Origin of the sequence: Natronorubrum halalkaliphilum (genome assembly GCF_009834785.1) — an archaeon.
In the GTDB taxonomy this organism is placed as follows: Archaea; Halobacteriota; Halobacteria; order Halobacteriales; family Natrialbaceae; genus Natronorubrum; species Natronorubrum halalkaliphilum.
In genome coordinates this window covers 24,820-38,242 of record NZ_WUYX01000069.1, presented here as the reverse complement: position 1 = coordinate 38,242, position 13,423 = coordinate 24,820, and the positions used below count along the sequence as shown (strand labels likewise).

Here is a 13,423-nt window from a genome sequence, read left to right as displayed (position 1 = left end):
CGTGAGACAGTGTGTTTTTGTCGTCACCGCCCCGCTCATTAGTATGAACTATCAGCTCATCGCGCTCGGATTGCTGACCGGCACGCTCACCGGTGCGTTCTTCGCACTCTTCGATGTCCCCATTCCGGCCCCGCCGGAGCTTCCGGGACTCATGGGAATCGTCGGCATATACCTGGGGTACAAGCTCGTACAAGCGGCGAATATCAGCATCGACCTCCTCGATTCGATCGGCCTCTGAGCGAGGGAGTCGTCCTGACGTCGATCGTCGAATCAGGTGATGGCGGGTCACGTTCTGCTCGACGGTGACTCGCGTGCCGTATTCTGCTCTCGGCATCAACATCGATGCCGCTCGATACTCCGTGGAACGACGAGAACGTGGCGCGATTAGCGTTTCGATGCGGAATCGAAGGACAGACGACAGACGATGGGCGAAAACGACAAACAGCAAACGGCAAACGGCCAGTCCCACCACCAAACCCGAACGGAAAACGAACGACGCGACCGCTAGTAGCTGCGCTCTTTCGGCTCGTAGGTCTTATCCTGCCCCTCGAGGATCACCGGGCGGTAGAAAATCTTGGGTTCGCCGTCCTCCCAGGAGATGAGCGTGTGTTTGAGCCAGTTCTCGTCGTCGCGGATCTGGTTCTCCTGGCGCCAGTGGGCGCCGCGGAATTCGTTGCGTACGAGCGCGCCGAGGGCGATCGTTTCGGCGACGTCGATCAGGTTTCGCGTCTCGATGGTCTGCTGGAGGTCGGTGTTGAACGTCCGTGACGGATCGTCGACGTAGACGTCCTGGTACTCCTCGCGGCACTCGCGGATGAGTCGCAGCGCCTTCTTGACGCCCTCCTCGGTACGGAAGACGTTGACGTAGTCGGTCATCGCGTTCTGGAGCTTCTGGCGGATTTCGGCGTGCTGGACGCCGTCGTCTTTCTCCATCAGATAATCGACGTGCTCGCGGGCGTTCTCGACCTTTCGCTCGAGGATGCCCTCGGCGTCGGCCGTGACTCCCCCATCGGCGGCGACGCCGCCGGATGAATCGAGGCCAGCGGTGCCGGGCTGGACCGGAAGCTCGGTCTCGGTTTCGTCCTCGACGTCGTCTCCGTAGCCGGTCTTGATCTCGGGGTCGCCCAGATCCTTGCCGGCCGCGTGGTAGCCGGCCCGCTTGCCGAAGACGATCAGTTCGGGCAGGGCGTTACCGCCGAGCCGGTTCCCGCCGTGGACGGAGACGCAGGCACACTCGCCGGCCGCGTAGAGACCGTTGATACACGTCTGGCCGTTCTCGTCGACCTCGATACCACCCATCGCGTAGTGTTGGCCGGGCTTGACCGGCATCGGCTCGACGAGGCCGTCGACGCCCTCGAAGTCCTCGGCCAGGTGGAGAATGTTCTCGAGGCGGTCCAGAATGCGCTCCTCGCCGAGGTGGCGCATGTCGAGGTGGACGTACTCGTCGTTGACGCCGCGGCCCTCCTGGACTTCGGTTAGCTCAGCGCGCGCGACGACGTCTCGGGAGGCGAGTTCGCCGTCGTTGTTCGCGTAGCCATGTTCGAACATGAACCGCTCGCCCTCGTTGTTGTAGAGGATTCCGCCTTCGCCGCGGACACCCTCCGAAATGAGGACCCCCGTCGACGGCAGCGACGTCGGGTGGAACTGGATGAACTCCATGTCTTCCAGCGGTGCGCCCGCGCGGTAGGCCATCGCGTGGCCGTCGCCGGTACAGGAGACGGCATTCGTGGTGTGGTCGAAGGCCTGACCGGGGCCACCGGTCGCGAGGACGACACCGTCGTTCGCCTTGAACCCTTCGACGTTGCCCGACTGGACGTCGTAGGCGACGATGCCGTGGCACTCGCGGTCGTTGGGGTCGTCTTCGTCGGTCGTCGCGAGGTCCATGACGTACCACTCGTCGTAGACCTGAATGCCGCGTTTGACGACTTGCTCGTACATCACGTGCAGCAGGTGGTGTCCCGTCTCCGCACCCGCGTAGGTCGTTCGCGGGAACGAGAGGCCGCCGAACGGTCGCTGCGAGACGCGGCCGTCCTCCTCGCGCGAGAAGGGCATCCCCCAGTGCTCTAAGGTGATGGTGTCTTCGGGAGCATCCTGCGTGAGGGTCTCGACCGCCGGGGCGTCGCCCAGGTAGTCCGACCCCTTCATCGTGTCGTAGGCGTGGAGTTCCCAGTCGTCACCCTCGCGGAGGGCGGCGTTGATGCCACCCTCCGCCGCACCCGTGTGGCTGCGAACCGGGTGGAGTTTCGAGACGAGTGCGACATCCGCACCCGCCTCGTCCGCTGCGACCGCGGCTCGGAGGCCAGCGCCGCCGGCGCCGACCACGATTACGTCGTGTTCGTACATATTACCAGAACTTCAGGTTCTTTTTGACCGCTTCCCGCTTGAGCTCCTGAATGTGCTCGGTTAGCGGGATATCTTTCGGACACACTTCGGTACAGGAGAACTGGGTCTGGCATCGCCAGACGCCGTGTTCCTGCTCGAGAATGCGGAGTCGGTGCTCTTTGATATCGGCGTCCTCGCGGTCGTCCATCGCGAAGCGGTAGGCCTTGTTGATCGCCGCCGGCCCGAGATACTCGTTGTCGCCCGCTGCGATGTTACACGAGGACATACACGCACCACACCAGATACAGCGCGTGGACATCTTCACCTTCTCGCGGTTCTCTCGCGACTGGCGCTGTTCTTCGAGGTCGCTCGCGTCGGGCGTGTCTTCGCTCTGGAAGTACGGCTCGACGGTGTGCATCTGATCGTAGAAGTGATCCATATCGACGACCAGGTCCTTGACGACCTCCTGATGGGGCAGCGGTTCGATACGAACCGGATGCTCGAGGTCGGCCATCTGCGTTTTACAGCCCAGACGCTGTTTGCCGTTGACAAAGAATGCGTCGGAGCCACAGACGGCCTGTCGACAGGAGTGTCGGAAGGTCAGCGACGAGTCGTAGTTGTCCCGCGCGTACATGACCGCATCGAGGACGGTCATCCCCTTCTCGAAGGGGACGTGGAATTCATCGAAACGCGGTTCCTGTTTGTCCGCGACTTCGGGATCGTAGCGGAACACCTTGATGAGGATCGTTTCCCCCTCGAGTTCGGATCGATCGGCCGTCGTCTGGTCGATGTCACCGCCCGCTTTCTCTCGTTCGTCGACCGGCGACTCGGCCCCCCGCATTTCGGGGTCTTCCGGTGCTTCTTGACTCTCGGGTTGTTCTGGTTCTTGTTGTTGCGTGCTCATATTACCATCCCGCCATAGCGATTGCAACGTAGATTCCCTGCGCGATGAGTGCGACGCTCGCGATGACAAGCACTGCGAGAACGACTTTCTTCTGCGTTCCCTTCAGTCCCTGGTTGACCAGCGCGTTGTAGACGCCGTTGACGCCGTGGAACGTTCCGGCGATCAGGAACAGGACCATCGTCAGAAAGTAGCCGACGTTCTCCATCCGCGCCTGGGTGCCCGCGAACGTGACGTCTGCAGCGTGGTTGACGAAGTGCAAGAGGAAGAAGTGGAACGCGAGTACGATAACTAAGAACGCCGCCGTGATCCGCTGAAGCAGCCACGCGGTGCCGCCGGGGGCGAACGAAGAGTATCGCTCCGCCATCAGAGGGTCACCCCGTCCATGAAGGTCGGCACGCTCGCGATGGTGATAATCGCCGTCAGCACCAGCGAGGCGTAGAAGCTCTTGTCCTGGGCGTCGAGTCCGACGCCGAGGTCAACCATCAGCAGTCGAAGCCCGTTCAGGATGTGGAACACTGCCACTGCGAGCAGGCCGACCTCGAGGACCCGGACGATAAAGAGGCTCTCGAGGCCCTGAATGGTGTTCGTATACGCCTCCGGACCGGTCAATGCACTACTCAACACGGCGATGTGGGTGAACAGGTAGCCGATCAGCATCCACCCGGTGAACTTGTGGAAGATCCACGCCCACATGCCGGCCGAGAACTCCTTCCAGCGACCGAAGTCCTCGATGAGACCGCGATTGTAAGACTGACTCATACGCTCATGTGGACGGTTAGACCGTGGGGGTATAGAAGTTACTTTTATCTCGCCTGTTGCCTCTTCTCCCCAGTACCTGACAGCTGAAACGAATTCGGTTCGGCAAGCAGGCCGAATCGGTTCGGGACTCGAGGTCGCGTTGTTCGGACGGAACCGGTCGTAGTGGTGCGATAGCGAACGCTTTCGACGGCTCCGCGCGCGTCCGCTACCGCAGCTCCGACCGCGAGCTTTCGGTCGTCCGCTCGCGTTCCAGGGCGGTCCGCGTGTCCGGGGAGAGCCCGACGAGGTGACACAGCGGATTTCCGGGGTAGACGACCGGGTTCTCGAGGACGCCGACGATCAGCCCGGTAAACGGCGCTTCGACGGTGACGATATCGTCTTCCTCCTTGAACGGGTTGGTGATCGTACAGATCACCTCTCCTTCTCTGACGAGTTCGCTTCGGCCGTGTTTCATGTCGACGATACCGCCGGCGTCCGCGCGGATCCACGTCTTTTCGTTATCGTCATCGATGACGGTTCGCCAACCGGGCCAGTGGACCGACGAATCGGGGTGGAGACCGAACTCGGCGAGGACGCTCGCGACGCCGGTCAGCGCCCGATCGATCAAGCGCCGCTGGAACCGATGTGCCTCCCCCATCTCGACCGTGATCGTCGGGATGCCGGCTTGCGTCGCCTCGTATCGGAGCGTTCCCGCCGGTCCTTCGCCGGCGATGATGACGTTCGAACTGAACGCTTTCGCGAGCCGGGAGACCCGTTGATTCTCCATGTTCGCTCGGACGTGGAGCATGTTCGTCCGTCCGCGCGTGGACGTGTGGAAGTCGATACCGAGATCGCAGGGTTCGATGAAGTTCGTGAAGATCCGGTAGGCCATCCGCCGGGCGCTCGTCGATCCCTCGCGGCCGGGGAACGACCGGTTCAGATCCCGATCGTAGATCGGCAGGTATCGTTCCTGGGCCAGAAACCCGGGAACGTTCATCACGGGGAGACAGACGAGCGTCCCGTGGAGTTCCGAGTGATCCCAGTCGTGGGCGACCTCGCGGACGACCTCGATACCGTTGAGTTCGTCGCCGTGTGCCGCAGCCGAGAGACAGACCGTCGGACCGGGCTGTTCGCCGTTGACGACGGTTACCGGAATCCTGACGGGGTCACCGAGATACGTCTCGCTGATGCCGTACCGAATATTGGCCGATTCGCCGGGATCGACCCGGCCACCGTTGTACGTAAACGCGTCGGCCGCGGAATCGGAATCGGAGCCGGAATCGGGTCCGTCCGGTGGCTCGTCCACGTCGCTCATATCAGAGTCTCCGCCGGCAGCAATGTGAATCTTCGCTTGTCCGCCGGCGAACGCCGACTGCTATCGCTGTCACGACTCCGAGATCCGTCGAGCCGCTATAGTAGCCACTGGAACTGTTCACACACCGACTTCCAGTGGCTACTATATTCGCTTTCTCCCAAACTTTCGCTACAAACGTCTCCCGGGGCATACGTTTTGTACAAGGCCATGGTAGCCTCGGTCATGGAGATTCGTGAAGCGACTGACGACGACATCGATGCCATCCGATCGATCGCCGAGCGCTCGCTCAACTCGACGTATACGGAGTTCCTCGAGGAGGAAACGATCGACGACGCGATCGAGCAGTGGTACGGAGACTCGTTTCGCGACGAGCTAGACGGCGACCACTCGCTCGTGCTGGTCGTCGAGCGAGACGGTGAGGTCGTCGGCTTCTCCCAGAACGACCTGATCGGCCAGCGCTACGGAACCGGCCGAATTCTGTGGCTACACATCGATCCCGACCACCGCGAGGGCGGCACGGGCGTTCGACTGCTCGTCCGAACCCGCGAGAAACTGCTCGAGGAAGGCGCGGACCACATCCAGTGTCTCGTCCTCGAGGACAACGAGGGCGGCAACGAGTTCTACCGGGACCACGGCTTCGAACAGGCCGGTCAGCGCGAGGTCGAGATCGGCGACGAAACGTTCACGGAGAACGTCTACGCCGAAAGCGAGATCGGCGACGAGGGCTGGGGTGCCGTCGACGAACTCGAGGTCGACGGCGAGACGGTGTACGTAAGCTACGGCGAGGCGGCCCGCGGCGAGAAGTCCCCGTTCTACGGCGCGTACGAGTCCGACGCGAAGGAGGAACTGTACGCCTGGTTCTGCGGGAACTGCGACTCCCTGGATAACACGATGGACACGATGGGCCGCATCGAGTGTAACGTCTGTGGCAATCGGCGGAAGGCGACGCGATGGGACGCGTCGTACCTCTGACGCTCTCGCCACCGCATCGGACCGACGCTGAATAGGTATCGTCGGACACGCTCGATAGATCGAGACGTAGATCGCTATCGTGTCAACCATTCTCGGGCCATTTGGTGGTAACGGCGACCCTACACGGCCCGTACCCAGCCAGTACGGGCCGGTCGAACGATCAACGTCGGCGTTAGCAGACTCGAATATTCCGCAGAGACATCAGTGTACGCCTCCGTTTCAGTGCCGGTAACGGGACGTGTCTCCTGTTGTCCCCGCATTACAATTGGCTACTCAGTCCACGACCTGACTGGAGCGACCCCGCTTCGAGCGGTCGATCGGACGAGCCACTAACGGCGTCACGGATATTTCGAATGAGTAGACAGGAGCACATCGTCAACGGATTCAAAGCAACGCTGGTCGCTCGAGCGGTCTATATGCTCTCGAGCGCGCTGTTAATGTTCCTTCTGGCGCGGTATCTGCTCGATACCGACGGCTACGGGACGCTGTACTGGGTGATCGGGATCCTGGCTATGATTCAGTTGGTCGCGGATCTCGGGATCGGTAAGTCCGCGGCGAGATATTTCTCGGAGTACAACGAAACGGATCCCGGACAGATCCCGCATCTGATCAGGACAACGATCACGTTCAAAATCGCGCTACTCGCGCTGGTCGGCTACGTCCTCTTGCTGTTTCACGAACAGCTTGCGGCGCTGTTAGGCGAGCCGGCAGCCGCGCCGTTTCTGGCGGCCGGCGTGATCTACATCACCGTCTTCTCGTTCGGCACCTTCACGCAGGTCGCCTTTCAGGGCTTCAACAACCTCCAGTACAGCGCCATCGTCCAGGCCGTCAGCGGGTTCGCACGCCTCGTGTTCGCCGTCGGGTTCGCCCTCCTCGGGCTGGGCGCGCTCGGTGCCTTCTTCGGGTACGTCGTCGGCTACACGATCGCGGCCCTCCTCGGAGTGGGACTGCTCTATTACAAGTACTATCGCCCCTACGACGCCGCAGATACGTACGAGGACGGACTGTCCAAACGGCTCCTGGAGTACAGCGTCCCCCTGACCGCGACGCGCAGCGCGAACGTGGTGGACAAACAGATCGACACCGTTCTCGTCGGTATCTTCCTCACGCCGACGGCGGTCGCGTTCTACACGCTGGGCAAGCAGATCACGGACTTCGTGCTCGCACCGGCCGAATCCCTCGGCTTTACCATCTCGCCGAACTTCGGCGAACAGAAGGCCGCGGACCAACTCGAGCAGGCGCGTCGAATCTACGAGACGGCGCTGACGAACACGATGTTGTTGTATATTCCGGCCGCCGTCGGCCTCGCAATCGTCGCGGATCCGTTTATCTCGATGCTGTTCCCCGACTACGGCGGGGCCGTGCCGGTCCTGCAGGTTCTGACGATCTTCATCGTCCTGCAGGCGATTACGAACCTGACCAGCGACAGTCTGGACTACCTCGGCCGGGCCCGTCACCGGGCGATCGCCAAAGGCGGGACGGCCGCGGCCAACTTCGGGCTGAACCTCGTCCTCATTCCGACGATCGGCGTCGTCGGCGCCGCGATCGCGACGGTCGCGACCCACTCCGTCTACGTGGCGGTAAATCTCTACATCGTCCACTTAGAGCTCGACTTGCGGCTGGGACAGCTCGCTCGCTCGATGGCGCTCATCTGTGCGATCACCGGAATCATGGCGCTTGCCGTGTTGCTCGTGACACCGATGGTCTCGAACCTGGTGATGCTCTTCGGAGCGATCGCGCTCGGGGCGATCACCTGGGCCGTTCTCGTCGTCGCGAGCGGGATGGTCGATCCGCGAGAGGTTCGGGCGGTGATCTCCTGATCGAGTGTCCACGCCCGACATCGTCGGGTCGATCGAGGAAATTATCCCGAAATCGAGCGCATACGCGCGGTTGCGAACAGTATACTTTTCCCCCGGGTTAGCGTGTACTCGCGTATGGCTGTTTCCGATCCCGTCACCGTCGGGGTATTGAGTCTTCATACGAGCAAAGAAACGAAAGCGATTCTCAACGCCGTCGAGGCGCTCGGCCACGATACCGAGTGGCTCCGAACCGAGAACACCTCAGTCAGCGTCACCGACGGGAGCGTCGTGCTCGAACCCGACGTCGACGTGATCGCGAACCGAATGCTGCTGTCGAACACCGAACAGCCCGCCGAGGAACTCGGGCTAGCGAACACGTTCTCCCAGCTGGTCCCGATGCTCAACAAGCCCACATCGGTGATGACGGCGATCCACAAGCTCTCGACGGCGACCGCCCTCGCGTCGAACGACGTCCGAACGCCGGACGTCACGCTCGCACTCAGCGGCGATCGATTGAACGCCGCTCGAGACCGCTACGGTGAGGAGGCGGTGTACAAAACGGCGATCGGTACCCACGGCGGCGGCACCTGGAAGGTCGGACCCGACGATCCGATCAACGCGAAGGTCGGCAACCGGTACGCCTTTTTGCAGGAACTCATCGACCGCGACGACAACCGTCACTTCGACGCCCGCGTCTACGTCGTCAACGGCGAAATCGTCGGCGCGATGTACCGGTACGCTCCCGACAACGACTGGCGGACCAACGTCGCACTCGGCGGCTCCGTCGAGGACGCGACCGATGACCTCCCCGACGAAGCCCGCGACATGGCTCGTCGAGCGTCCAGCGCCGTCGATCTCGATTACGCCGGGGTCGATCTCGTCGAAGGTGACGAAGGCTGGTTCGTCCTCGAGGTGAACCCGACGGCGGGGTTCAAGGGCCTCTATCAGGCGACACAGATCAGCCCGGCTCCGTACATCGCCAAACTCGCCATCGAACGCGCGGGCGGCGAGGTCGACGACGACCGCGTTCGAGAACTCGCAAGCGTTCTCGACGATTCGCGGCCGACGGCCCAGCCGATAGAGGCGACCTCACAGGAGGCGGAACACGCCGTGATCGGCTACACCGAAGAGGTGGTGCTATCGGGGACCAGCGGCTCGAAGACCGTACTGGCCAAATCGGACACCGGAGCGACGCGAACGAGCATCGATACGAGCCTCGCGGCTGATATCGGCGCGGGCCCCATCAAATCCATCACGCGTATTCGGTCCGGCAGCAGTAAGACCGCCAAGAGTCGCCCCGTCGTCGACGTAGTCGTCGGCGTCGGCGGGAACCAGCATACCGTCACCGCAAGCGTCGAAGACCGGAGCCACATGGACTACCCCGTCCTCCTCGGGCGGGACATCCTCGGGAACTATCAGGTCGACGTGAGCCGTCGGGTCGACCAGGACGTTCCCGATACGCCCGAAGAAGAGGAGTAATCGGTTCATCACTCGAGGATCCCTCTTTCTCGAGAACCGAATCCAGTTGACGTTGCTGAACGCTCCTTCAGTGACGGGAACCAGCGACACCATCGCTGACAAAAGTTTACGTCTGTCGAAGATTGTTTTTCTATGACCGAAGAGTTCCTCACCGGGTTAGGAAATCTTAATAGGGGAAAGCGGCAATTGGACACTGATGACTAAGTCAAATCAAGACTGGTGGCCAAACCGGTTGAACGTTGACATCCTCGACCAGAACGTCCCCACATCCAGTCCGATGGATGAGGACTTCGACTACGGCGAGGAGTTCGAGAAACTCGACTTCGAGGAGGTAAAAGCGGACATCGAGGACGTCATGACGACGTCCCAGGACTGGTGGCCGGCCGACTACGGCCACTACGGGCCGCTTTTCATCCGGATGGCGTGGCACAGCGCCGGGACGTACCGCACCAGCGACGGCCGCGGTGGCGCGACCGGTGGTCGACAGCGCTTTGCACCCCTCAACAGCTGGCCCGACAACGCGAACCTCGACAAGGCTCGCCGCCTGCTCTGGCCCGTCAAGCAAAAGTACGGTCGCCAACTCTCGTGGTCCGACCTGATCGTCCTGGCCGGAAACGTCGCCCTCGAGTCGATGGGATTCGAGACGTTCGGCTTCGCTGGCGGGCGCGAGGACGAGTACAAGCCCGACGACGCCGTCGACTGGGGGCCCGAAGACGAGTGGGAAGCGTCCGATCGCTTCAGCGAGGAGGGCGAACTCGAAGGAACCCTCGCCGCCACCGTCATGGGCCTGATCTACGTGAACCCGGAGGGACCAGACGGTGAGCCGGATCCGGAGAAGTCGGCAGAGCGGATTCGAGAGTCGTTCGGCCTGATGGCGATGAACGACGAGGAGACGGCCGCGCTCATCGCCGGCGGACACACCTTCGGGAAGGTCCACGGCGCCGACGATCCCGACGAACACGTCGGCCCGGAGCCCGAGGCAGCCCCGATCGATCAGCAGGGTCTCGGCTGGGAGAGCAAGCACGGCTCCGGCAAGGGAGCCGATACGATCACCAGCGGGATCGAGGGGCCGTGGAACGCCACGCCGACCCAGTGGGACACGAGCTACATCGACAACCTGCTGAACTACAAGTGGTGGCCCAAGAAGGGTCCCGGCGGTGCGTGGCAGTGGACCACCCAGAACGGCGAACTCGACGGCACCGCCCCCGGCGCCGAGGATCCGGACGAGAAAGAGGACGTGATGATGCTGACGACGGACGTCGCGCTCAAGCGTGATCCCGACTACCGTGAGATCCTCGAGCGCTTCCAGGAGAACCCCAAAGAGTTCCAGGACGCCTTCGCGAAGGCCTGGTACAAGCTGATCCACCGCGACATGGGCCCGCCGACCCGATTCCGCGGTCCGGAGGTTCCGGACGAGGAGATGCTGTGGCAAGATCCCGTCCCCGACGCCGACTACGACCTGATCGGGGACGAGGAGATCGCCGAGCTCAAAGACGAGATCCTCGCGTCGGATCTCTCGATCTCCCAGCTGGCCAAGACCGCCTGGGCGGCGGCATCGACCTACCGTGACAGCGACAAGCGCGGCGGCGCCAACGGCGCTCGTATCCGTCTCGAGCCCCAGAACAGCTGGGAAGTGAACGAGCCGGACCAACTCGAGACCGTGCTTTCGACCCTCGAAGGGATTCAGGAGGAGTTCAACGGTTCGCGATCCGACGACGTGCGCGTGTCGCTAGCCGACCTGATCGTGCTGGGCGGCAATGCGGCCGTCGAACAGGCTGCGGCCGAGGCTGGCCACGACGTCGAGGTCCCGTTCGAGCCGGGTCGGACCGACGCCTCGCAGGAACAGACCGACGTCGAGTCGTTCGAGGCGCTCAAACCCGTAGCCGACGGATTCCGCAACTATTACAGCGACGAGGCCGACCAGTCCCAGGAGGAACTGCTGGTCGACAAGGCCGACCTGCTGGATCTGACGGCACCCGAGATGACGGTACTGGTCGGCGGAATGCGCGCGCTGAACGCGACTTACCAGGATTCCGGTCTCGGCGTCCTCACCGACCGGCCGGAGACGCTGACCAACGACTTCTTCGTGAACCTGCTCGACATGGGCTACGAGTGGGACGCGTCCGACGAGTCTCACGACGTCATGGGCTGGGAAGCGGCCTCGGACACCGAGGAGGACCAGGGTCAGGTCTTCGAGATCCGCGACCGCGAGACGGGCGACGTCGAGTGGACGGCGACCCGCGCGGACCTCATCTTCGGTTCGAACTCCCGGCTTCGCGCCATCGCGGACGTCTACGCGTCTGACGACGCCGAAGAGAAATTCGTTCGGGACTTCGTCGATACGTGGAGCAAAGTGATGCAACACGACCGCTTCGACCTCGAGTAGCGACTCGAGTCCCGTCGACCCCGTTCCGGTTTTCCGCGCGATTTTTCGCTCGTTTCGGCCCGCTCGTCGTCGGAGTCGTGATTAGTCGATATCGTGACCGTGATCGCCGGTGGCGGTCTCGTCCCCGCTGTGCTGGATGATTACCGTGTCGTTGGTGATCTCGTTGATCTTCGACGCCTCGACCGGATACTCGTCGTCGCCGCGGCTCCCCCAGTTCAATCGCGCTTTGAGTCGATCCGCCAGGCCCGGCTCGGGGTCCACGTAGGCGGTCTGACCGTCGACTTCCGCGACGATACCGATCTGTTGGCCCGTCTCGTCGACGACGTCTTTCCCCCGATCGTGACTCGAGAGTTCGACCGGTCCCGCGTCGATGGCCGGAGTGTCAGTTTCGGCTTCGGTTCCGGTTCCCGTGCCGGGCCCGGTCCCAGTCTCCGGATCGGCCTCACCCATCCCCGACGCGCCGGCGTCCGTCTCAGTCACTCCGGACTCTCCCGCCGTGACTTCGGTTTCCGTTCCCACACCGGCCGTCTCGATTTCGCCGTATTCCGCGACGTCGATGATCTCGCCCTCGATGATGTCGCTTCCGATCACCTCCGATTCGATCAGTTCGGTCTCCTCGAGCGTAAAGCGCATTCGCGTCCGCTCGTCGATCTGTTCTTCGACCGTACGACGCTCGAGGAGCTCGCTACGGACGGTGTCGCCCTCGCCGCGCTGGCTCTCGATAACCTCCCGTTCGATGACCTCGTCCGGCGAGACGCTAGAGCGGATGACGTCGCTTTCGAGGATCGACCGCTGGACGCTCTCGAGTTCCACATCGGTCTCGATTTCGCCGCGTTCGATCTCCTCGTCGTGTTCCAGGTCGACGTCGACCACGCGGCTCTCGATCGTGTACCGTTCGATCTCTTCGACGGTGTCGAGGCGAGTCTCGTCGGTCGTGACCTCGATGACGTCGGCGGTGACGAACTCGGTGTCGACGATCTCCCGGTTCAACAGTTCCGAGCCGACGACGTGTCGTTCGGTGAGTTCGGTGTCGACGACTTCGCTCTCGATGGTGTCCCGCTCGACGATTTCTCGTTCGATGACCTGCGTCTCGACGATTTCGGTCGTTACCGTCTCCCCCTGCCGGAGCTTGTCCTCGAGTTCGGTCCGGCCGAGATCGGCTCGATCGAACGCCGTCTCGCGCTCGACGAGTTCGAAGTGACCCAGTTCCTCGCCGGTCGGTTCGTCATCGCGGTAGACGAACACCAGATCCTCGTTCTCGAACGTGGTAGTGAACTCGTCCCAGGTGTACTCCTCGTGACCCTCCCCGATATCGCCCTGTCGAACGAACGAGTGGCCGGGACCGCCGCCGTGGCCCTCGCCGCCGTGGATCGAAACGGGGACGGCATCGCGGGTTTCGGCCCACTCTCTGATCCGTTCGGGATCGGTCGTCATTCGTCGCTCCGGGTCGCCGCTGGCTGTTTCGTCTCCCATAGTCGCGTCTGCGGCCGAACGACACTTGAGTCGGC

General features: G+C 62.6%; 11 protein-coding genes. 5 read left to right on the top strand and 6 right to left on the bottom strand.

The genetic code is table 11. The features are described 5' to 3' along the window. Window positions 1-43 precede the first annotated feature (43 nt). Window positions 44-238, top strand: a complete 195-nt coding sequence (locus tag GS429_RS18320; RefSeq protein ID WP_160066877.1) for a XapX domain-containing protein — start codon at window positions 44-46, stop codon at window positions 236-238. Between the two features lie 266 nt (window positions 239-504). Here the strand turns inward: GS429_RS18320 and GS429_RS18315 are convergent, their stop codons facing one another. The 5 genes from GS429_RS18315 to GS429_RS18295 all read right to left on the bottom strand — a co-directional run bounded on the left by GS429_RS18315 (window position 505) and on the right by GS429_RS18295 (window position 5,279). Then, window positions 505-2,343, bottom strand: coding sequence for an FAD-binding protein (locus tag GS429_RS18315; protein WP_160066875.1), 1,839 nt, complete (start codon window positions 2,341-2,343; stop codon window positions 505-507). Window position 2,344: 1 nt separating this feature from the next. Next, complete coding sequence (locus tag GS429_RS18310) at window positions 2,345-3,226, bottom strand: succinate dehydrogenase/fumarate reductase iron-sulfur subunit (RefSeq protein ID WP_160066873.1); 882 nt, start codon at window positions 3,224-3,226, stop codon at window positions 2,345-2,347. Window position 3,227: 1 nt separating this feature from the next. Next, window positions 3,228-3,590 (bottom strand): succinate dehydrogenase hydrophobic membrane anchor subunit, encoded by a 363-nt coding sequence (locus GS429_RS18305; protein ID WP_160066871.1) that lies wholly within the window; start codon window positions 3,588-3,590, stop codon window positions 3,228-3,230. Further along, entirely contained in the window at window positions 3,590-3,985 is a 396-nt protein-coding gene (sdhC, locus tag GS429_RS18300) for a succinate dehydrogenase, cytochrome b556 subunit (protein WP_160066869.1), read from the bottom strand. The genes GS429_RS18305 and sdhC overlap by 1 nt, the downstream gene beginning before the upstream one ends. 205 nt (window positions 3,986-4,190) lie before the next feature. Further along, window positions 4,191-5,279 carry a succinylglutamate desuccinylase/aspartoacylase family protein gene (locus GS429_RS18295; RefSeq protein ID WP_160066867.1) on the bottom strand — a complete coding sequence of 363 codons (1,089 nt, stop codon included), beginning with the start codon at window positions 5,277-5,279 and terminating at the stop codon, window positions 4,191-4,193. Window positions 5,280-5,501: 222 nt separating this feature from the next. Between GS429_RS18295 and GS429_RS18290 the strand changes: the two genes are divergently transcribed. From GS429_RS18290 to katG, 4 genes are all read left to right on the top strand, one after another. After that, window positions 5,502-6,251: a GNAT family N-acetyltransferase gene (locus GS429_RS18290; RefSeq protein ID WP_160067280.1), complete on the top strand. Its 750-nt coding sequence runs from the start codon at window positions 5,502-5,504 to the stop codon at window positions 6,249-6,251. 353 nt (window positions 6,252-6,604) lie between these two features. Beyond that, complete coding sequence (locus GS429_RS18285) at window positions 6,605-8,071, top strand: flippase (RefSeq protein ID WP_160066865.1); 1,467 nt, start codon at window positions 6,605-6,607, stop codon at window positions 8,069-8,071. A gap of 114 nt (window positions 8,072-8,185) precedes the next feature. Next, window positions 8,186-9,529 carry a RimK family alpha-L-glutamate ligase gene (locus GS429_RS18280; RefSeq protein WP_160066863.1) on the top strand — a complete coding sequence of 448 codons (1,344 nt, stop codon included), beginning with the start codon at window positions 8,186-8,188 and terminating at the stop codon, window positions 9,527-9,529. Between the two features lie 196 nt (window positions 9,530-9,725). Beyond that, entirely contained in the window at window positions 9,726-11,915 is a 2,190-nt protein-coding gene (gene katG / locus GS429_RS18275; RefSeq protein WP_160066861.1) for a catalase/peroxidase HPI, read from the top strand. Between the two features lie 81 nt (window positions 11,916-11,996). On the opposite strand, the gene GS429_RS18270 is transcribed toward katG, so the two are convergent. Further along, window positions 11,997-13,388, bottom strand: coding sequence for a hypothetical protein (locus tag GS429_RS18270; protein WP_160066859.1), 1,392 nt, complete (start codon window positions 13,386-13,388; stop codon window positions 11,997-11,999). Window positions 13,389-13,423 lie beyond the last annotated feature (35 nt).

Bases quoted from the DNA above. Each gene is read 5' to 3' on its own strand.
- GS429_RS18320 (WP_160066877.1), top strand. From the start codon at position 44: ATGAACTATCAGCTCATCGCGCTCGGATTGCTGACCGGCACGCTCACC.
- GS429_RS18285 (WP_160066865.1), top strand. From the start codon at position 6,605: ATGAGTAGACAGGAGCACATCGTCAACGGATTCAAAGCAACGCTGGTC.
- GS429_RS18305 (WP_160066871.1), bottom strand. From the start codon at position 3,590: ATGGCGGAGCGATACTCTTCGTTCGCCCCCGGCGGCACCGCGTGGCTG.
- GS429_RS18290 (WP_160067280.1), top strand. From the start codon at position 5,502: ATGGAGATTCGTGAAGCGACTGACGACGACATCGATGCCATCCGATCG.
- katG (WP_160066861.1), top strand. From the start codon at position 9,726: ATGACTAAGTCAAATCAAGACTGGTGGCCAAACCGGTTGAACGTTGAC.
- GS429_RS18310 (WP_160066873.1), bottom strand. From the start codon at position 3,226: ATGAGCACGCAACAACAAGAACCAGAACAACCCGAGAGTCAAGAAGCA.
- GS429_RS18280 (WP_160066863.1), top strand. From the start codon at position 8,186: ATGGCTGTTTCCGATCCCGTCACCGTCGGGGTATTGAGTCTTCATACG.
- GS429_RS18295 (WP_160066867.1), bottom strand. From the start codon at position 5,279: ATGAGCGACGTGGACGAGCCACCGGACGGACCCGATTCCGGCTCCGAT.
- sdhC (WP_160066869.1), bottom strand. From the start codon at position 3,985: ATGAGTCAGTCTTACAATCGCGGTCTCATCGAGGACTTCGGTCGCTGG.
- GS429_RS18270 (WP_160066859.1), bottom strand. From the start codon at position 13,388: ATGGGAGACGAAACAGCCAGCGGCGACCCGGAGCGACGAATGACGACC.
- GS429_RS18315 (WP_160066875.1), bottom strand. From the start codon at position 2,343: ATGTACGAACACGACGTAATCGTGGTCGGCGCCGGCGGCGCTGGCCTC.